Origin of the sequence: Microvirga arvi (assembly GCF_016892765.1) — a bacterium.
GTDB classification, from domain to species: Bacteria; Pseudomonadota; Alphaproteobacteria; order Rhizobiales; family Beijerinckiaceae; genus Microvirga; species Microvirga arvi.
In genome coordinates this window covers 1-19,149 of record NZ_JAFEMD010000044.1, presented here as the reverse complement: position 1 = coordinate 19,149, position 19,149 = coordinate 1, and the positions used below count along the sequence as shown (strand labels likewise).

Sequence of the window (19,149 nt, the reverse complement as noted above, 5' to 3'; positions counted from 1 at the left end):
TCAGCCTGAACGAGGCTCGTTCGACCGAGGACCTACGAGGCTCCGCAGCGCCTCGATAGCCTGGAGGCGGCCGAGAAGCTCGGCTTCCTCGAGCGGCGTCGCGTAATGGTCGATCCGGGTGCGGGCCTGCGGATCCGCTCCGTGCCGCATCAGGATCTCGACGGCCACCGCGTCGTCCATGCAGGCGGCCTGATGCAGAGGCGTGTAGTCGTTGATGCCGCGCTGCTGGATGTCCGCCCCATGGTCCAGCAGCAGCTTCAAGCGCTCATGCCGGTCTTCCTGGTTTGACCCCAGAGCGGCAAAGAGCGACGGGAAACCGTCGGTCGCCGGGTAGTTCGGGTCGGCGCCGAGTTCCAGAAGCTCTCTCACCAAAGCGATCGGGCCGTGAGCGATGGCATGGTCGAGGCAATACTCCTGATGGACGCGGATTTCATAGGGAAGGGGACCATTCGGAAAATCGGGAAGATCGCCGAGGAGTGCCCGGATGGCCTTGAGGTCACCGGCCTTGATCGCCCTATCGAACTCTATCGACAGCCTCGAATCCATCCAGGCAATCGCTCCTCTAAGGGCTGCCAGCAGGGCCAATCCCGTGTGACAGAGTTGCAGGACTTCAGCCTAGATGCAACGTCCGCCATCGACCTCCAGCACCACGCCGGTGATCATGCTCGCCTCGTCGGAGGCGAGGTAGAGTGCGGCGTTGGCGATGTCCTGCGGGGTGGAGAAGCGGCCGAGCGGGATGGAATTGACGAATTGCTCGCGCTTCTGGGGCGTGTCCTCGCCCATGAAGGTGGCGAGCAGGGGCGTCTCGCCTGCGACCGGCGCAAGGGCGCAGACGCGGATCCGGTCGGGTGCCAGCTCCACGGCCATGGACTTGGTCATGGTGTGCACGGCGCCCTTGGTGCTGTTGTACCAGGTGAGGCCTGGGCGAGGGCGAAGGCCCGCGGTCGAGCCCACATTGATGATCACGCCGCCGCCCTGACCCTGCATGAGCGGAACGGCCGCCTTGGCGAAGAGGTAGATCGACTTCACGTTGACCGCGAAAACCCGGTCGAACTCGTCTTCCTCGACCTCCAGCATCGGTCGGTTGCGATGGCTGATGCCGGCATTGTTGACGACGATGTCGAGCCTGCCGAAGGCGGAGACCGTCTTCTCCACCGCCGCGTTCACGTCGGCTGCTTTCGACACGTCGGCGGCAAGTCCGATGGCGGAGGCGCCGATTCCCTCGGCGGCGCTTTTTGCTGCGGATTCGTTGATGTCGAGGATCGCGACCTTGGCGCCTTCACGGGCGAATGTCTGCGCAATGCCCAGTCCGAAACCGGAGCCGGCGCCCGTGATCAGCGCCACCTTGCCTTCAAGGCGATTCATGGTTCTTTCCTTTCAAACATTGGTTTATTTCATCCTCGCCCTCATCCTGAGGAGGCGCTTTTCTTTCCCCTCCCACTTGCGGGGAGGGGCAGGGGTGGGGGTCGCAAAGTCCGAACACTGAGACCGATCCAGAAAGCCCGAAAGCCGCTACAGCTTACCTATCTATCACTCACCCAGTCGCACCACCCCCACCCTTTATCCCTCCCCGCAAGGGGGAGGGAAACGCGCGTCTCGGCCTCTATGAGCTGGCACCCAGGATGAGGTGATTGATATTCAAGCCCGTTCTACCCGTGTGCGATAACCAGCGTCTTGGTCGTGGTGAACTCGACCAGACCCTCGAAGCCCTTCTCGCGGCCGTGGCCGGAGCGGCCGAAGCCGCCGAAGGGCAGTTCGATGCCGCCGCCGGCCCCGTAGCAGTTCACGAAGACCTGGCCTGCGCGCATGGAGCGGCCGACGCGGGTGGAGCGCATGGCGTCCCGTGTCCAGACGCCCGCCGCAAGACCGAATGGGGTGCCGTTGGCAAGCCGGATCGCCTCCGCTTCGTCCTCGAAGGGCGTTGCCACGAGAACCGGGCCGAAGACCTCTTCCTGCGACAGGAGGCTCTCGTGCGGAACCGGGGCGAGGAAGGCCGGGGCCACGTAATAGCCGCCCGGAGGCGCGTCGAGCGCCACCACGCCTTCGCCGATGATGCTCAGCCCCTCGTTGCGGCCGCGCTCCAGATAGCCGAGGACGCGGCGCTGCTGGGCCTGGTTGATCATCGGGCCGAGATCGGGCTCACGCTCCGGATGCCCGGCGCGCAAGGCGCGGAAACGCTCCGCGATGGCGTCGACCACATCCCGGAAGATGCCGCGCTGGATCAGCAGGCGGCTGCCGGCCGAGCAGGTCTGGCCGCCGTTCTGGATGATGGCGTTGACGAGAGTCGGCAGGGCGCGCTCGAGATCGGCATCGTCGAAGACGATCTGGGCCGACTTGCCGCCGAGTTCCAGGGTGACGCCGACGTGGTTCTGCGCGGCAGCCGTCTGGACCGCCGTACCGGTTTCCGGGCTGCCGGTAAAGGACAGGAAGTCGATGCCGGGATGGCCGGCGAGCGCAGCGCCCGCCGTGCGGCCGAGGCCCGTCACCACGTTGAGTGCGCCATCGGGGAGCCCGACCTCGCGGGCCAATGCGGAAATGCGCAGAATCGTCAGCGAGGCATCCTCCGCTGGCTTCACCACCGTGGCATTGCCGGCAGCCAAAGCTGCGCCGACGGAGCGCCCAAAAATCTGCATCGGGTAGTTCCAGGGCACGATATGCCCGGTGACCCCGTGCGGCACCCGCTCGACGCCGATGAAATGGGTGTTGAGATACGGAATGACGTCGCCGTGCAGCTTGTCGGCGGCGCTGCCGTAGAACTCGAAATAGCGGGCAAGCGCGATGGCATCGGCGCGGGATTGGCGCAGGGGCTTGCCATTGTCGCGGCTTTCCAGAAGCGCCAACTCGTCGGCATGGGCTTCGACGATTGTGGCAAGCTTCATGAGCAGGCGTCCGCGCTCGGTCGCCGTCAGCTTGCCCCACTCACCTTCGAAGGCGGTCCGAGCCGCCTTTACGGCCTCGTCGATGTCTTGAGCCGTCCCGGCGGCGATGCGAGCCAGGAGCGAGCCGTCGACGGGCGAAAACACGTCGAGCGTCATGCCGTCGGAGGCCGAGCGCTCGCGCCCGCCGATGAAATTCTGGAACACCATGCTGGGCGCGACCGACGCGCTGACCTGATCGTTCATGGGCTCGTCTCCCTAAATCATCTTGTTCATGCCAGGCACTGCGGCCAGAAGCTGGCGGGTATAGGCATCCCGCGGATGGGCGAAGAGTTGCGCGGTTTCCGCCATTTCGACAATCCGCCCTTTTTGCATGACTGCCACGCGGTCGCAGATCTGGGCTGCCACACGCAGATCGTGGGTGATGAAGAGAATGGCAAGCCCGAACTCCTCCTGAAGTCCTTTCAGCAGGCGCAAAATTTCGGCCTGGACCGACACGTCGAGGGCCGAGACGGCCTCGTCCGCCACCAGCACGTCGGGCTTCATGGCGAGCGCACGGGCAATCCCGATGCGCTGGCGCTGGCCGCCGGAGAACTCGTGCGGGTAGCGATCGATGGCCTGGGCCGGGAGCCCCACCTTCTCCAGGAGGATCCGCGCATCGTCCAGGGCCTTGGCCGGATCCGCTCCTTGCGTGACCGGCCCCTCGGCGATGATGCGGCCCACGGTGCGCCGCGGATTGAGGGAGGCGAAGGGATCCTGGAAGACCATCTGGATCCGGCGCCGCTGGGGCCGCAGGTCGCGCTGGGACAGGGTGCCGAAGGGCACATCCCCGATGACGATGGCGCCCCCGTCGGGTTCGATCAGCCGCAGCACGCAGCGCCCGACGGTCGATTTGCCGGAACCGGATTCGCCCACGAGGCCCAGGGTCTCGCCGCGCCGGATGTCGAAGCTCACGGCATCGGCCGCCTGGACCTCGCGGCCTTTGCGGAAGAAGCCGCGCCCGCCATAGGTCTTGGTCAGGGCGTCGACCTTCAGGGCGATGGGTTCCCCTGAAAGCTGCTTCGGGGATGGAGGGGTCAGGGACGGCACCGCCGCCAGGAGCCGCTTGGTGTAAGCGTGCTGCGGGCGGGTGAGCACCTCCTCGACCGTGCCTTCCTCGACGAGTTCGCCCTGCTGCAGCACGGCGACCCGGTCGGCGATCTCGGCCACCACGCCGAAATCGTGGGTGATGAACAGAACCGCCGTGCCCATCTTGCGCCGAAGATTGTCGAGCAGCTTCAGCACCTGGGCCTGGGTGGTCACGTCGAGCGCGGTGGTCGGCTCGTCGGCGATGAGGAGCTTCGGCTCAAGCGCGAGCGCCATGGCGATCATCACGCGCTGGCGCTGGCCGCCGGAGAGTTCGTGCGGATAGGCCTTCGCGATCAGCTCCGGATGGGGCAGGTGCACCTCCCTCAGGAGGTCGAGCACCCGCCTGTCCCGCTCGGCGGGGTTGAGCAGGCCATGGGCGCGGAAGGTCTCGGCGATCTGGTCCGCCACCCGCATGACGGGGTTGAGCGAGGTCATCGGCTCCTGAAAGACGGTGCCGATCTCACGGCCGCGCACATCGCACCAGCCTGCCTCGTCAAGGCCAAGGAGATTGCGGCCAGCGAGCCTGATCGCGCCCGACAGCACCCGGACGCCCCGTGGCAGCAGGCCGATGGCCGCCATCGCGGTCAGCGATTTGCCCGAGCCGGATTCTCCCACGACGCAGAGCGTCTCGCCCGGATTGATGGAGAGCGATAGGTCCCGGATCGCATGCTGCCGGTCGGCCAGGGCGGGCAGGCCGATGGAGAGATTCTCGATCGACAGCACGGGGGAGGGGCTGCTCACCATCATTCTCCTGCGGAAGAGGCCGGACGGCTATCCTTGCGATCTCTCACGCTCCGTCAATCCGCCCTGACGGATGCCATGTTGAGAATGGTATCCGCTCCACCATATCATGGCCTGAGTATTTGGCTTATGGCTGCTTTTCATCCCAAGCCCTCATCCTGAGGAGGTCATGTGAGTGACCGTCTCGAAGGAGGATTCAGTGCTCTCTGGACCCTCCTTCGAGACGCCGCTTGCAGCGGCTCCTCAGGATGAGGCTGAACATCGACGAACTGGCCTTGTTCAAGCGGAGCCTCCGATACGTGCACGACGTCGTTCCCCATCCGGCCGGAGACAGGCTGCAGGCCTGCCTCGATGCGCAAAGGCTTGCCCTGGTCGAGCGCGGGGCTTTGTCGCCTGAGCGGCGCGACGAAGCGCTCGGGGCGCTGGCCGACTCCATCGTGCGTCATACCGACGATTTCGTGACAGCCGTCGCAGCCGATTTCGGGCATCGCTCCGCCCACGAAACGCGGCTTGCCGATTTGTACCCGGTCGTGGCGAGCCTCCGCCATGCGCGCCGGCACTTCCGCAAATGGATGAAGCCGCGGCGGCGTCCGATCCAGTGGATGTTCAAGCCGGGAACGGGGCGCATTCTCTATCAGCCGCTCGGTGTCGTCGGCATCGTCAGTCCCTGGAACTATCCGGTCCAGCTCACGCTTTCGCCGCTCACTGGCGCGCTGGCGGCTGGCAATCGGGTGATGATCAAGCCGTCCGAGCTCACGCCACGCACGTCCGCTCTGCTGGAGCAGGTCATCACTGAGGTCTTCGATCCGACGGAAGTCGCCGTCCTGCAGGGCGGCCCCGATGTGGCGAAGGCCTTTTCACATCTCACCTTCGATCACCTGCTGTTCACCGGCTCGACCCATGTGGGGCGTCAGGTCATGCAGGCAGCAGCCGAAAATCTGGTGCCGGTGACGCTGGAGCTCGGCGGCAAGTCGCCGGCTCTCATCGCAGGGGATTATCCTGTCGAAAAGGCGGCTGAGCGGATCGCCGTCGGCAAGCTGTTCAATGCCGGCCAGACCTGCATCGCACCCGATTACGTGCTCGTGCCGCGTCGGAGCGAAGAGGCGTTCGTCTCGGCCTACCGGAAGGCGGTGTCGAGCCTGTACCCGACGCTTGCGGACAATCCCGACTACACGGCCATCATCGACGAACGGCACCTCGAGCGCCTCCGTCACCTGATCGCCGATGCGCGGGAGCATGGCGCTTGCGTGCACGAGATCAATCCGGGTGAAGAGTATCTGAACCCGGCGCTCCGCAAGATCGCGCCTGTCGTGATGACCGGGGTGCCGGAGCATGCGCAGGTTCTGCAGCAGGAGATCTTCGGACCTTTGCTTCCCGTGGTCGCCTATGACGATGTCGAGCAGGCGTGCCGCTTCATCGGCGCACGCCCGCATCCGCTGGCGCTCTACCTGTTCAGCCATGAGGGGCAGGCGATCGACCATGTGCTCGCGCGGACATCGTCCGGCGGCGTCGCGATCAATGACACGCTGCTGCATTGCGTGCAGGAGGAGCTGCCCTTCGGCGGTATCGGCGCGAGCGGCATGGGCGCCTATCACGGCGAGGCTGGCTTCAGGACCTTCAGCCATGCCCGCTCGGTGTTTCATCAGGCCCGCTTCAACGGGGCCGGCATGACCAAGCCGCCCTATGGCAGCCGCATGAACCGCATGCTGTCTATGCTGCTGCGCTAGAGCTCTGCTGGGCCAGCGGCACGGAGATGTCGTAGGCGACGCCGCTCTCGGCAAAATTCAGCACCATGTAGCCCCCGAGCTCGCCCTCGATGCTGCGGCGGATGAGGCGCGAACCGAAGCCCTGGCGCTTGGGCGGCGCCACAGGCGGCCCACCGGTTTCGGTCCAGTGAATGCGAAGCTGATGCGGACGTTCCTCGCTTTCGATGACGGACCACGTCACGTCGAGATGGCCCGCATTGGTCGAGAGCGCACCGTACTTGGCGGCGTTCGTCACCAGTTCGTGCAGAACCAAGCCCAGATTGATGGCGTAGCGGGCCGGCAGCCTGACATCCGGCCCCTCCAGCACCACCCTCTCGTCGCCCTGCTTGCGGTAGGGGGCCAGTTCCTGTTCCGCCACATCGCGCAGCTCCGCCTCGCGCCAGGATTTCCGGGTCAGCAGATTGTGCGTCTTCGACAGGGCCAGCAGACGGCCCTCGAACGCTTCCTTGAACTGAGCCGGAGATTCCGTGGTGCGCAGGGTCTGGGAGGCGATGGACTGCACCGTCGTCAGGGTGTTCTTCACCCGATGGTTCAACTCGTCGAGGAAGAAGCGCTGCTGCTCCTCCGCATGCTTCTGCTCCGTGATGTCGTGGAAGATTCCGACGAAATAGACGGGCCTTTTCTTCGTATCGAGGAAGACGCGGCCCTTGGAATTGATCCAGCGGATGTTCCCGTTCTTGTGGCGGATCCTGTACTCGTCCTCGTAGTCGCCACGGCTCCTGACGGCAGCCCGCCATTTCTCGACCGCGCGATCCACGTCTTCGGGATGAAGGATATCCAACCATTCCTTGGGATCCATGGTCGATGTGGACTCGGGAAGCCCGATCATGGCTGCAGCCTGGCTCGACCAGCCGCCTGCATTCTTCTCGGGATCGTACCACCACGTTCCCATGTGTCCGGCTTCCAGGGCGAGACGTGCCCGCTCTTCACTGACCTGCAGGGCCTGCTGACGTTCGGCCACGTCGTCCATGAGGTCGTTGAAGGCCTTGGCCAGAATGCTGAACTCGCCGGCCTTTCGCGGCAGCGCGATCCGCGCTCCGTAATCGCCCCGCCGCCAGGCCTGGATGCCTCCCGTCACCATCTCGAAAGGCTTGGTGATGAAGGCTCGGCTGAGCAGGGCCGAGAGGGACAGGGCCAGAATGAGCGCCGCCGCGATCAGCATGAAGCCGCGCCGTGCCGCCTGGTTGATGGAGGCAAAGGCGGCTTTTGTCGACAAGCCGACATTGACGTAGATGTCTCTGGGAGGCAGTTGCAGCGGCACGTGGGCGAGCACACGCTTCACCCCGTCAGGGATCGTGCTCTGAAGGGTTGTGGTTTCCCTTGCTCTGGCCTGGACCAGAAACTCCTGTGGCAGCAGTCTCCCGACGAAACGCTCCGGCTGCGGTTCCTGTACGAGGACGATGCCGTTCCGGTCGGCGACAGTCACCGAGCCGTTCTCCGGCACGGTGCGCTCCCTCAGCTTCTGGCTGAGCCACTTCAGATCGAGGGCTGCGGCCAGCACGCCGACCACATCACCTTTGTCATCCCAGATCGGCAACGCCAGAGGCATCACCGGATGCGGTCCGAGCCCGCCCTCGTCGAAGACCGTGGTGTATTCGCCGACGACGAAACCCCTCATGCCCAGGGCTCTGTGGAAATAAAGCCTGTCCGCATAGTAGTGCTGGGTGTCGATCGTCCCGGTCGGGCGGCACCGGATGTGACCACTGATGTCCATGGCGGCGAAGGACAGGATGTACGGCACCTTCTCCTGAACCGCCTTCAGGTAGGGGCTGCAGGCGGGCGTATCGAAGGTGCGGATGGACTGGGTCTCGTCGATGGCGAGCAGAAGGCTCTGGACGCCGTCGAAGATCCTTTCGAGTTCCGCGCCCACCAGCTGCGCCTGCCGGACGGCAAGGTCGTTCACCTCAGCTTCCCGGGCCCGGCGCAAGGAGACTTCAGTGTAAGTCCAGATGACGATGGCCGGCAGAACCGAAATCAACGCCAGAAGGAGCAGACGCTTCGTCAGTGTCATGCAAACGCTCAGCTTAACCTCAGCAGGGGAGCACAAAGATGGAAGACCGTCCACCCCGTAGCAGACCGGATGCGTCTTGCATCTGCGACGAAGAGGTGTCAGGGGAGCAGGAATGGCGCTTCCTCCTCTTCTTTCTCTCCAAGACATTGCTCTCACCTTCGGCGGAACACCCCTCATCGAGAGCGCGGAACTGTCCGTCTCCCCCGGCGAGCGGGCCTGCCTCGTGGGTCGTAACGGCTCGGGCAAGTCCACCCTCCTAAAAATCGCCGCAGGACTGATGGAGGCCGATCGCGGGAAAAGGTTCGTGCAGCCGGGAGCGACCGTGCGCTATCTCGCCCAGGAGCCGGATCTCTCGTCCTATCCGACCACGCTCGCCTATGTGGAGGCGGGGCTCGGGCCGGGCGACGACCCGTACCGGGCGCGCTACCTCCTGGAGCAACTCGGGCTGACCGGGGAGGAGAGGACCGCCGATCTCTCGGGCGGAGAGGCCCGCCGCGCCGCGCTCGCCCATGTGCTGGCACCCGAGCCGGATATCCTGCTCCTCGACGAGCCGACTAACCACCTGGACCTGCCGGTGATCGAATGGCTCGAAGGCGAGCTGAGGAGCCTGCGCTCCGCCCTCGTGCTCATCAGCCACGACCGCCGCTTCCTGGAGAGCCTCTCCCAGGCGACCGTCTGGCTCGATCGGGGCCGGACGCGGCGCATGGAGCGGAGCTTTTCTCATTTCGAGGAGTGGCGCGACCAAGTCCTGGAGCAGGAGGAGGCCGAGCACCACAAGCTCGGGCGCAAGCTCGTGGCCGAGGCCGACTGGCTGCGCTACGGCGTGACCGCCCGGCGCAAGCGCAACGTGCGCCGCCTCGGCAACCTCCACGCCATGCGCCAGCAGTACCGGGAGCGCCAGCGGGCGATCGGCACGGTCAGCATGAGCCTGGCCGAGGCCGAGCAGTCAGGCACCCTCGTGGTCGAGGCCGAAGGCATCTCGAAGGCCTATGACCGGCCCATCGTCACGAACCTCTCCTTACGCGTTCTGCGCGGAGACCGGCTCGGAATCATCGGGCCGAACGGCGCCGGCAAGACCACCCTCATCAACATGCTGACCGGCGTGCAGGAGCCCGATACGGGCCGGGTGCGGCTGGGTGCCAATCTGCAGATGGTGACCCTCGACCAGCGCCGCGCGAGCCTCGATCCCGACGCCACCTTGGCGGAGACCCTCACCGGCGGGCGCGGCGACACCGTCACCATCGGCGGCCAGACCAAGCACGTCATCGGCTACATGAAGGACTTCCTGTTCTCGCCCGAGCAGGCCCGCACGCCGGTGGGCGTGCTCTCAGGGGGGGAGCGCAACCGTCTCATGCTGGCCCGCGCCCTGGCCCAGCCCTCCAACCTGCTGGTGCTCGACGAGCCCACCAACGATCTCGACCTCGAGACCCTCGACCTTCTCGAGGAGATGATCCAGGACTATGCCGGCACCGTGATCCTGGTGAGCCACGACCGCGACTTCCTCGACCGCACGGTCAGCTCCGTTCTGGTGTCGGAAGGCGAGGGGCGCTGGCTCGAATATGCGGGCGGCTACACGGACATGGTGGCCCAGCGCGGACGCGGCGTGCAGGCGCGCATCGTCGAGAAGGAAGCCAAGCCCAGAACCGACAGGCCGGCTCCCTCCGCCCCAGCGCAGAACAAGCGCAAGCTCTCCTTCAACGAGCAGCACGATCTCAAAACGCTGCCGAAGCGCATGGATGAACTCGGCGCCAAGATCGCCAAGGTTCAGGAAATCCTCGCCGACGCTGATCTCTATTCCCGCGATCCGGACCGGTTCCAAAAAGCCATGGACGCGCTCACGCAGCTGCAGACGGATCTGCACGCGGCGGAGGAGCGCTGGCTGGAGCTGGAAATGCTGCGCGAGGAGCTGGAGGGTTAGAAACCATCGGTTGCTGCTCCACTTCAATCTTTCGAGTGAGTGATGGCCTGTCGAAATGCAGGCACCGAACCCGACATGAAAGCGACACCACCCGCTCGCTAGAAGCGAATTGTCACTGATGGAGGAACGCGATGGAGTACTTTTCGAGACGTTGCCTGACCACAATTCTGACGTTGCTCTGCGTCGGGGTTGCACCCGTTGCTCTTCGAGCCGCAGAGCCTGATCGCAACGTTCTGGCCGACCGTGTGACGAAGCTGTCGCGAGGCACGCCATGGAAGCCAGTTTCGGCCGTGCCGATCAACTTTCTCACACACCACCCGCAGGGCATGGTGAAGATCGGCGACACGCTGTTCGTGTCGTCCGTGGAGATCCAGCAGCCAACCAAGCGCTTTCCGCAGCCGGTAGACGGCTATGACCGGGATACAGGTGCCGGCGTCGGGCACCTGTTCAAGCTCGACATGAAGGGCAACCTCATTGCCGACATCACTCTCGGCGAGGGCACGATCTACCATCCGGGCGGGATCGATTACGACGGGAAGTATATCTGGGTTCCCGTGGCCGAGTATCGCCCGAACAGCCGCTCCATCGTCTATCGCGTCGATCCGGAGACCATGAAGGCGGAGGAGATGTTTCGCTTTGCCGATCACGTGGGCGGCGTTGTGCACAACACTGACGACAAGGCCCTGCACGGGGTCAGCTGGGGCTCGCGTCGCTTCTACCGCTGGTCTCTCGATTCAGACGGAAAGCCCACAAACGCGAGCGAAGCCCCCGAGAAGCTGAGAGCGCTCAACACCTCGCATTACCTCGACTACCAGGACTGCAAATATGCCGGCAAAAGCCGCATGCTGTGTACAGGCGTGACCGAGATGCGAATTACGCCGGAGGCGACTCCGTTCCGCCTCGGCGGGCTCGACCTCGTCAACCTCACCGATGGCCGCCCGATCTTCCAGACGCCGGTGCTGCTCTGGTCCGCGTCCGGAATGGACATGACCCACAACCCGGTCTGGTTGGAAGCGAGCGATGCAGGGATCCGCGGCTACTTCATGCCCGAGGATGACAAGTCTACTCTCTACATCTACGAGGCCGAGGTGAAGTAGAGCACGGACGGGAGCGGCCGGCAGCGCGTCAGCCGCCCGCTTCCAGCGTGAACCCGGCCTTCAGCACCACCTGATAATGGCGCACCTCGCCATTCTCCACATGGCCGCGGGTCTGGATGACCTCGAACCAGCGCAGGTTTCGCAAGGTCTCGCTGGCACGCCGGATAGCGGTCTGGATGGCATCCTCGATGCTGGTGTCGGACGAGCCGACGAGTTCGACGATCTTGTAGACGTGGTCGCTCATGAGGCGCTCCATGGGTCGTGAGGAGAGGTGGGGCTCCATGAGATTCTCACGGAGCCTCCTTGGTTGGATCGAACTCCCGTTCAGCCGGCGACCGTCCGGCGGACGGCGCCGATCTGCGCATCGAGATGGGTGACCAGATCAGCCGGAAGGTCCATCAGCGCGACCAAGCGGTCGAGATAGGCCTTCTCTTCCGGCGTATCCGCATCGCCGATGGCGACCCGCGAGGCCACGTAGAGCTCGGCGGCCTGCTCCTTCGTCTTGGGAAGGCGGGCGATGGCGGCAGCGTCGGCGGGCTTGGCCATCATGTCGAGCAGGAAGCCCTTCTCCGCGTTGCCGAGGCCGAGCTGCTGGATCTGCTCTTGGATCCGGGTGGTTTCCTCGCCGTCGAGATGCCCGTCGGACTTCGCCGCCGAGATCATGGCCTGCACGAGGGCGAGGCCCATCTCATGGCCGTTCTTGTCCTTTTCCTCTTCGAGGTGGAATCCGCTGCCCGCCGGTGGCTGCGAAGGCAGGGCCCCGGATCGCCCGGCGCCCGGCGCCTGTTTGTCCTGCCAGTCCTGATAGGCCTTGAAGGCGACGCTCGCGAGAACGGCGAGGCCGCCGGCCTTCATCAGCGAGCCGCCGGCCGAGCGTCCCCCGCGCGAGCCCAGGATCAGGGACAGGAGGCTTCCTGCGGCCAAGCCGCCCATGCCGCCCGGGATCTGGGAGCCGAGGCCGCCGGACCCGCCGAGCATGCCACCCAGGCCGCCTTGCTGCGGGCGCCCGCCGAGCGAGCCCTGGCTGCGCATGAGGCCGTCAATGATGCTGCCGAGATTCATGTCACTTCTCCCTGTGCTGAGGATGTTCCGGGTGGAAAAGCCAGGGCATTCCCGAGAGTTCCGTTCGGCTGCGTTCACCGATTGGTTAGGCCTCTGCGGCTTTGTTCAGCATCTGTGACGGCGCTCCAAAGATTTTGAAGGATCTCAGCCTTCCATGAATTCGATCCGGTTGCCCACCGGGTCGTGGACATAGAAGCGCCGAACATCCGGAATGGCTGCGTCCCATGCCGGCTCATGGCCTGCCTCGGACATCCGCCGCGCCAATTCCTCGAGATCGGTGACGGCAATCGCCGGATGGGCCTTGCGGGCCGGGCGGAAGTCCTCCTCGACGCCGAGATGGATCCGCACGGAGCCGCTCTCCAGCCAGAGGCCGCCGCGTCCGTCAAGCGCCGCGGGCTTCGGCACCTCCTTCAGGCCGAGCAGGCCGACATAGAACGGCCTGCACAGGTCCTCCGCTCCCTTCGGAATGGCGAGCTGAACGTGATCGAGGCGCAGCATCACGCCTCTTTCCGATACGCCACCACCTCCTGCTCGATGGCTCCGAAGATGGAATGGCCCGCCCTGTCCTTCATCTCGATGCGGATCGTGTCGCCGAAGCGCATGAACGGCGTCCTGGCCTCGCCGTGATGGATCGTCTCCACCGTCCGCATCTCGGCCAGGCAGGAATAGCCCAGGCCGCCTTCCGCGATGGGCTTGCCCGGGCCGCCGCCCTCGTCCTTGTTCGAGACCGTCCCGGAGCCGATGATCGTGCCCGAACCCAGCGGCCGGGTTCTCGCCGCATGGGCGATCAGGGTCGGGAAGTCGAAGGTCATGTCCGCCCCTGCATTGGGCTTGCCGAAAGGCTGACCGTTGAGGGTGGAGAGCAGGGGCAGATGCAGCCGGCCCCCGTCCCAGGCCTCGCCCAGTTCGTCGGGCGTCACGGCCACGGGGGAGAGGGTGGAGGAGGGCTTGGCGTGGAAGAAGCCGAAGCCCTTCGCCAGCTCGGCCGGGATCAGGTTTCTGAGGGACACGTCATTGACGAGAGCGACCAGCCTGATGGCCGCCGCAGCTTCCTCACGGCTGGCGCCCATCCGCACGTCGCCCGTGATCACTGCGACCTCCGCTTCGAAGTCGATGCCATGCGCCTCGTCCATGGCCGGGATGGGGTCTCGCGGGCCGAGAAAGGAATCGGAGCCCCCCTGGTACATGAGCGGATCGGTCCAGAACGAGGCCGGCATTTCGGCGCCGCGGGCCTTTCGCACCAGCTCGACGTGGTTCACATAGGCCGAGCCGTCGGCCCATTGATAGGCGCGCGGCAGGGGCGAGGCGCAGTCGTGCTCGTGGAAGCGGAAGGCCGGGACCGAGCCGTGCTCCAGCTGTTCCGCAAGATCGCGTAGCCGAGGCTCGACTTTTTCCCAATTGTCCAGGGCTTGCTGGAGCGTCGGAACAATGAAAAATGCATCCGTCGCGCGAGTCAGGTCCTTCGAGACGACGACGAGGCGGCCATCACGGCCTTGATTGAGGGAGGAAAGCTTCATTGCCACCGACCGGGTTGTTATGGTCCATTCAACTTGCAACGAAATGCTTTCCGGGGAAACGCCAATGACGACGATGAAGAGAAGAAACTTTCTGAAAGGCGCCGGCCTGGCTGCAGCGGCCGGCACCCTGGCCGCTCCCGCGATCGCACAAAGCATGCCGGAAATCCGCTGGCGTCTGACCTCGAGCTTCCCGAAGTCCCTCGACACCATCTTCGGCACGGCCCAGACCTTCGCCAAGTACATGGCCGACGCCACGGACAACAAGTTCCAGATCCAGGTCTTCGCGCCCGGCGAGATCGTCGGCGGCCTGCAGGCGATGGATGCGGTGCAGAACGGGTCCGTCGAATGCGCCCATACGCCGACCTATTACTGGGTCGGCAAGGAGCCCGCGCTCGGGATGGGAACGGGCCTGCCCTTCAGCCTCAATGCACGCCAGCTCCATTCGTGGTGGCATTTCGCCGGCGGCAAGGAGATCATCAACGAGATCCTCGCCAAGTATAACTGCACCTCCCTCGTCTGCGGCAATTCCGGCACCCAGATGGGCGGCTTCTTCCGCAAGGAGATCAACACCGTCGAAGACTTGAACGGCCTCAAGTTCCGCATCGGCGGCCTCGGCGGCATGGTGCTGGCCAAGCTCGGGGTGGTGCCGCAGCAGATCGCACCCGGCGACGTCTATCCGGCCCTGGAGCGCGGCACCCTCGATGCGGCCGAGTTCGTCGGCCCCTACGACGATGAGAAGCTGGGGTTCCTGAAAGTCGCCAAATACTACTACGCTCCCGGCTGGTGGGAGGGCGGCGCCATGCTGCATCTCGTCGTCAATCAGCAGAAGTGGAACGAACTGCCGAAGCCCTATCAGGCCATCATGTCCCAGGCCTGCGAAGCCGCCAACAACTGGATGCTGGCGAAGTACGATGCGGTCAACGGGCAGGCGCTGCGCCGCATGGTCGGCGCCGGTGCGGAACTTCGCACCTTCTCTCCGGCCATCATGGAGGCGTCGCTCAAGGCTGCCAACGAGCTCTATGCGGAACTGTCGGCCAAGAATGCGGACTTCAAGAAGGTCTACGATTCGATGGTCGCCTATCGCAGCGATGTTCTGCCCTGGTGGCAGCTCAACGAATACGCCTTCGACACCTTCATGATCCGCACCCGCGGCCGCGGGTAGTCATGGCAAGCGACCGGCTGAGGCTGGCTTCTTGCCTGATCGTTGTGTCTGCCTGCCTTGCCTGTGCCGCTGCCTTCGTCCTTCCCGGAAACGCGGCGGCCCAGGATGTCGCCATCCCTGAGGTCGTTTACCCCAGCCTGCCCAGGCAGGCTGGGACGGCGGAGGGCTTTGTCCCGCCGGGATGGACGCTTGAAGTGCAAGCATCCGGCGATCTCAATCGGGACGGAAAAGGCGACCTCGTTCTGGTCATCCGCCAGAACGATCCCGACAATGTCATCCAGGATTTCGAGGGACTCGGCGAAAAGCCATTCGATACCAACCCTCGCATCCTGGCCATTGCCTTCCGAGACGGGCCCTCGGGCGGCTATACTCTGCAATCCGAGAACCATACCCTCATTCCCCGCCGCACAGATCCGGCGGCCGCGGATCCCTTCGACAAGGAGATCAGCATCGCCGTTCTGCGCGATGGATTTCAGGTGCGCCTGGATTGGTTCATGAGCGCGGGAGGATGGGAGACTTTCAGCACGACCTACACATTCCGGCACAGAACCGGGCGCTTCGAGCTGATCGGTTATGATCGGGACACGACTCATCGAGCCAGCGGCGACACGGAGTCCATCAGCATCAACTACCTGACGCGGAAGGTGAAAACGGTGTCGGGCCATATCAGTCGCGACGTCGACAAGGTTCGCTGGCTGACGCTGCCGCAGAGACCCGCCCCGACGATCAACAGCGTTGGCGATGGCTTGAGCTTCAGGCCCGAATTCTAATTCCCGTCGCTTCGAACCGAAACAGCTTGACGTATCGTCATGTTAATCTAGTTGCTCATGCAACGAATTGTGCTATTGGTTGCGAAGGCAACGATTGACGGGATGATGGCAAGCGGATCTGCAGCAAGGAAGCCGACATCCGAACCCCTGGTGGTTCTGGAGGAATTCCTGCCTTACCGGCTCAATGTGCTGGCGGGTCTGACGTCGAGCGCGCTCGCCCAGATCTATGCCGAACGCTTCGGTCTTTCGATTCCGGCATGGCGGGTGATTGTAACGCTCGGGCAACATGAGTGCCGGACGGCCAGGGACATGGCTCCCGACGGCGTCATGCACAAATCGACGGTTTCACGGGCTGTTGCGGCGCTTGAAAAGCGCGGCCTCGTCACGCGCCGTCCGAATCTGGATGATCGCCGCGAGGAGTGGCTGACCCTGACATCGGAGGGACGGGCGATCTACGAGGCGGTGGCTCCCGAGGCCCTCGCCGTCGGGGAGCGCCTCCTGTCGGTACTGACGCCCCAGGAGCAGAAGACGCTCTCCACCCTGATCGAGAAGCTCACCCGGCAGGCGCGACTTCTGGCGCCACGGGATGCAGGGGAGGGCGAGGCGTGAAGCTCTATACCTATTTCCGCTCCTCTGCCGCCTACCGGGTCAGGATCGCCCTCAATCTGAAGGGCGTTTCCTACGAGTCCACGTCGGTCAATCTGCTGAAGGGGGAACAGCGCGAGGCGCAGTACCAAGCGATCAACCCTCAGAGGCGGGTGCCGTCCCTCGACATCGGCGGAACAACACTGATCCAGTCCCCCGCCATTCTGGAATATCTCGACGAAGTCTATCCGGAGCCGCCCCTGCTTCCGGTGGGTGCTGTCAATCGCGCGAAGGTCCGGGCCATCGCCAGCCTGATCGCCTGCGATATCCACCCGCTCAACAATTCCGCAACGCTCGGCTACCTCAAGAAACGCCTCGGGCACGATCAGGCTGCGGCGGACGAATGGTATGCCCATTGGGTGCGCGAGGGGTTCGATGCGATCGAGGCTCTACTCGGGTCGGGACCTTACGCCTTCGGCTCCAAGGTCACGCTGGCCGATGTCTACCTCGTTCCCCAGGTCTTCAATGCCCGGCGCTTCAACGTGCCGCTCGATGCCTACCCGAAGATCGTAGCAGTGGATGCGGCCTGCGCCGCTCACAAGGCCTTTCAGGATTCCGCGCCGGCCAACCAGCCGGATGCCGCCTGACGGAGACGTGCATCCGCCCGGATGGCGGATGCGTTGGTTTCACGAGCAAAGCCTCTCATCGCCGGAGGCACAACAGGAGGAAAACCATGGGACCATTCCCGCACGATGCACCCCCGGCCGCCATTTCCGAAGAGAACCCGATGGGTACGGACGGTTTCGAGTTCGTCGAATACTGCCATCCTGACCCGCAGGCCCTGGATCGTCTCTTCAAGACCATGGGCTTCAGCGTGGTTGCCAAGCACTGCTCGAAGAATGTGATGCTCTACCGCCAGGGCGACATCAACTTCATCGTCAATGCGCATCCCGGCTCTTTTGCCGAGCGTTTCGCCGCCCAGCACGGCCCGTCCGCTCCGGCCATGGCCTTCCGGGTCGCCGACGCGAAATATGCCTATGAACGTGCGCTCTCCATGGGTGCCAAGCCCGTACAGACCCAAGTGGGCCCCAACGAGCTCGAGATCCCGGCCATCGAGGGTATCGGTGGATTGCAGATCTACTTCGTCGATCGTTATGGCGCGAAGGGCTCGATCTACGATGTCGATTTCGAGTGGCTCGGCGAGCCGGATCCGAAGCCCAAGGGTGTCGGTCTCTATTACATCGATCACCTGACCCATAATGTTTATCGCGGGCGGCTGAACGAATGGGCCGGGTTCTACGAGCGCCTCTTCAACTTCCGCCAGATCCGCTACTTCGATATCGCGGGGAAGCTGACGGGCCTTCACTCCCGCGCCATGACGAGCCCGGATGGCAAGATCCGTATTCCCATCAACGAGGATGCAGGCGAAACCGGGCAGATCGAGGAATATCTGCAGGAATACAAGGGCGAGGGCATCCAGCACGTGGCGCTGGGCTCGCACGATCTCTACGAATCCATCGAAGCGCTCATCGATGTCGGGCTCGAGTTCATGCCGGCGCCGAACGAGATCTACTATTCGCGGGTCGACAAGCGCCTGCCCAAACATGAAGAGCCTCTCGACCGCCTCAAGAGGAACGGGATCCTCATCGACGGGGAGGGCGTGGTCGAAGGCGGCTTCACGAAAGTCCTTCTCCAGCGCTTCGGCAAGACGGCCATCGGGCCGATCTTCTTCGAGTACATCCAACGCAAGGGTGACGACGGATTCGGCGAAGGCAACTTCAAGGCCCTCTTCGAATCAATCGAAGAGGATCAGATTCGCCGCGGTGTGCTGGGCCCGAAAGTGGCCTAGCCCTCGCCAGCCTTACGATTCGGAGGAGGCCGGGCCTGCCCCGGCCTCTTTCTTTTGGTCCGGCAAGGACAATCTGCCCAAAATGTGAAGGGTGTTATGCACAGAGCCGGTCTATGTTCTCCCGGCACAGGACTTCTATCCGAAGGGTACGAGGGGGATCTACGCTGCGGTGAAGTCCTTGATGATTAAGGATTTCCTAAAATCCGGCTCCAAATCCTAACGATGAGTAAAGAGCCTGAAGCGGAACGTTGCGTTTGTGCAACATGCCCCTGAAAAGCCCTGCCTTGTGCCCGTTTTACGCCTTCATTCGGTTGCTTGCGGGGCCGTCATGGATAATGTGGCTGCAGCGACGGGGGCACCCCGGTCGTGATCCTGGTGAGTTTAGCCGATAAGGCAGGCTGCCGGGTACTTAAGGGGAAAAGGGACGTGTTTAGGGCTTCGTTGAAGTCACCGAAGCACAAAAACCCGGCCCCCCAGGGTCTCGAAACTTTGGAGGTTTAACCATGAAGCTCGTTAAGAGCCTCTTCCTCGGATCGGTCGCAGGTCTCGCGGCTGTCGCCGGGGCTCAAGCTGCCGATCTTCCCGTGAAGAAGGCCGCTGCTGTCGAATACGTTCGCGTCTGCTCCACCTACGGAGCCGGCTTCTTCTACATCCCGGGCACGGAAAC

Annotated in this window: 18 protein-coding genes; 9 read left to right on the top strand and 9 right to left on the bottom strand. The window is 64.1% G+C overall.

Features of this window, described 5'->3' with window-relative positions:
* The 4 genes from ILT44_RS21960 to ILT44_RS21945 form a co-directional block, all read right to left on the bottom strand.
* Window positions 1-546 carry an ankyrin repeat domain-containing protein gene (locus ILT44_RS21960; RefSeq protein ID WP_204241746.1) on the bottom strand — a complete coding sequence of 182 codons (546 nt, stop codon included), beginning with the start codon at window positions 544-546 and terminating at the stop codon, window positions 1-3.
* Between the two features lie 69 nt (window positions 547-615).
* Window positions 616-1,365: an SDR family oxidoreductase gene (locus ILT44_RS21955; RefSeq protein WP_204241745.1), complete on the bottom strand. Its 750-nt coding sequence runs from the start codon at window positions 1,363-1,365 to the stop codon at window positions 616-618.
* A 284-nt stretch (window positions 1,366-1,649) separates the two neighbouring features.
* Entirely contained in the window at window positions 1,650-3,122 is a 1,473-nt protein-coding gene (locus tag ILT44_RS21950; protein WP_204241744.1) for an aldehyde dehydrogenase family protein, read from the bottom strand.
* 12 nt (window positions 3,123-3,134) lie between these two features.
* Window positions 3,135-4,748: an ABC transporter ATP-binding protein gene (locus ILT44_RS21945; protein ID WP_239468441.1), complete on the bottom strand. Its 1,614-nt coding sequence runs from the start codon at window positions 4,746-4,748 to the stop codon at window positions 3,135-3,137.
* 245 nt (window positions 4,749-4,993) lie between these two features.
* Between ILT44_RS21945 and ILT44_RS21940 the strand changes: the two genes are divergently transcribed.
* Window positions 4,994-6,472, top strand: a complete 1,479-nt coding sequence (locus tag ILT44_RS21940; protein WP_204241742.1) for a coniferyl aldehyde dehydrogenase — start codon at window positions 4,994-4,996, stop codon at window positions 6,470-6,472.
* On the opposite strand, the gene ILT44_RS21935 is transcribed toward ILT44_RS21940, so the two are convergent.
* On the bottom strand, window positions 6,456-8,522 hold the full coding sequence (locus ILT44_RS21935) for a sensor histidine kinase (RefSeq protein WP_204241741.1): 2,067 nt from the start codon (window positions 8,520-8,522) through the stop codon (window positions 6,456-6,458). The two genes, ILT44_RS21940 and ILT44_RS21935, sit on opposite strands and share 17 nt — an antisense overlap.
* A gap of 112 nt (window positions 8,523-8,634) precedes the next feature.
* Here ILT44_RS21935 and ILT44_RS21930 point away from each other — a divergent pair, with 112 nt between their 5' ends.
* Window positions 8,635-10,440, top strand: coding sequence for an ABC-F family ATP-binding cassette domain-containing protein (locus ILT44_RS21930; RefSeq protein ID WP_204241740.1), 1,806 nt, complete (start codon window positions 8,635-8,637; stop codon window positions 10,438-10,440).
* A 131-nt stretch (window positions 10,441-10,571) separates the two neighbouring features.
* Window positions 10,572-11,537 carry a DUF6454 family protein gene (locus ILT44_RS21925; protein WP_204241739.1) on the top strand — a complete coding sequence of 322 codons (966 nt, stop codon included), beginning with the start codon at window positions 10,572-10,574 and terminating at the stop codon, window positions 11,535-11,537.
* Between the two features lie 28 nt (window positions 11,538-11,565).
* Here ILT44_RS21925 and ILT44_RS21920 read toward each other — a convergent pair whose 3' ends face one another.
* The 4 genes from ILT44_RS21920 to ILT44_RS21905 all read right to left on the bottom strand — a co-directional run bounded on the left by ILT44_RS21920 (window position 11,566) and on the right by ILT44_RS21905 (window position 14,116).
* Window positions 11,566-11,781, bottom strand: coding sequence for a dodecin (locus tag ILT44_RS21920; RefSeq protein ID WP_204241738.1), 216 nt, complete (start codon window positions 11,779-11,781; stop codon window positions 11,566-11,568).
* Window positions 11,782-11,861: 80 nt separating this feature from the next.
* Window positions 11,862-12,599: a tellurite resistance TerB family protein gene (locus tag ILT44_RS21915; protein WP_204241737.1), complete on the bottom strand. Its 738-nt coding sequence runs from the start codon at window positions 12,597-12,599 to the stop codon at window positions 11,862-11,864.
* Between the two features lie 144 nt (window positions 12,600-12,743).
* Entirely contained in the window at window positions 12,744-13,097 is a 354-nt protein-coding gene (locus tag ILT44_RS21910) for a VOC family protein (protein ID WP_204241736.1), read from the bottom strand.
* Window positions 13,097-14,116 carry a fumarylacetoacetate hydrolase family protein gene (locus ILT44_RS21905; RefSeq protein WP_204241735.1) on the bottom strand — a complete coding sequence of 340 codons (1,020 nt, stop codon included), beginning with the start codon at window positions 14,114-14,116 and terminating at the stop codon, window positions 13,097-13,099. The genes ILT44_RS21910 and ILT44_RS21905 overlap by 1 nt, the downstream gene beginning before the upstream one ends.
* 73 nt (window positions 14,117-14,189) lie before the next feature.
* On the opposite strand from ILT44_RS21905, the gene ILT44_RS21900 reads away from it, so the two are divergent.
* The 6 genes from ILT44_RS21900 to ILT44_RS21875 form a co-directional block, all read left to right on the top strand.
* Window positions 14,190-15,278 (top strand): TRAP transporter substrate-binding protein, encoded by a 1,089-nt coding sequence (locus ILT44_RS21900; RefSeq protein ID WP_239468443.1) that lies wholly within the window; start codon window positions 14,190-14,192, stop codon window positions 15,276-15,278.
* A 2-nt stretch (window positions 15,279-15,280) separates the two neighbouring features.
* The gene (locus ILT44_RS21895) at window positions 15,281-16,048 is read left to right on the top strand and encodes a hypothetical protein (protein WP_204241733.1); all 768 of its coding nucleotides are present in this window, start codon (window positions 15,281-15,283) and stop codon (window positions 16,046-16,048) included.
* A gap of 105 nt (window positions 16,049-16,153) precedes the next feature.
* On the top strand, window positions 16,154-16,657 hold the full coding sequence (locus ILT44_RS21890; RefSeq protein WP_204241732.1) for a MarR family winged helix-turn-helix transcriptional regulator: 504 nt from the start codon (window positions 16,154-16,156) through the stop codon (window positions 16,655-16,657).
* Window positions 16,654-17,280, top strand: coding sequence for a maleylacetoacetate isomerase (maiA, locus tag ILT44_RS21885; RefSeq protein ID WP_204241731.1), 627 nt, complete (start codon window positions 16,654-16,656; stop codon window positions 17,278-17,280). Before ILT44_RS21890 ends, maiA begins: the two co-directional genes overlap by 4 nt.
* Before the next feature lie 86 nt (window positions 17,281-17,366).
* Window positions 17,367-18,482 carry a 4-hydroxyphenylpyruvate dioxygenase gene (gene hppD, locus ILT44_RS21880; protein ID WP_239468440.1) on the top strand — a complete coding sequence of 372 codons (1,116 nt, stop codon included), beginning with the start codon at window positions 17,367-17,369 and terminating at the stop codon, window positions 18,480-18,482.
* A 503-nt stretch (window positions 18,483-18,985) separates the two neighbouring features.
* Window positions 18,986-19,149: porin (locus ILT44_RS21875; RefSeq protein WP_204241772.1), on the top strand; the 164-nt coding region annotated here is incomplete at its 3' end.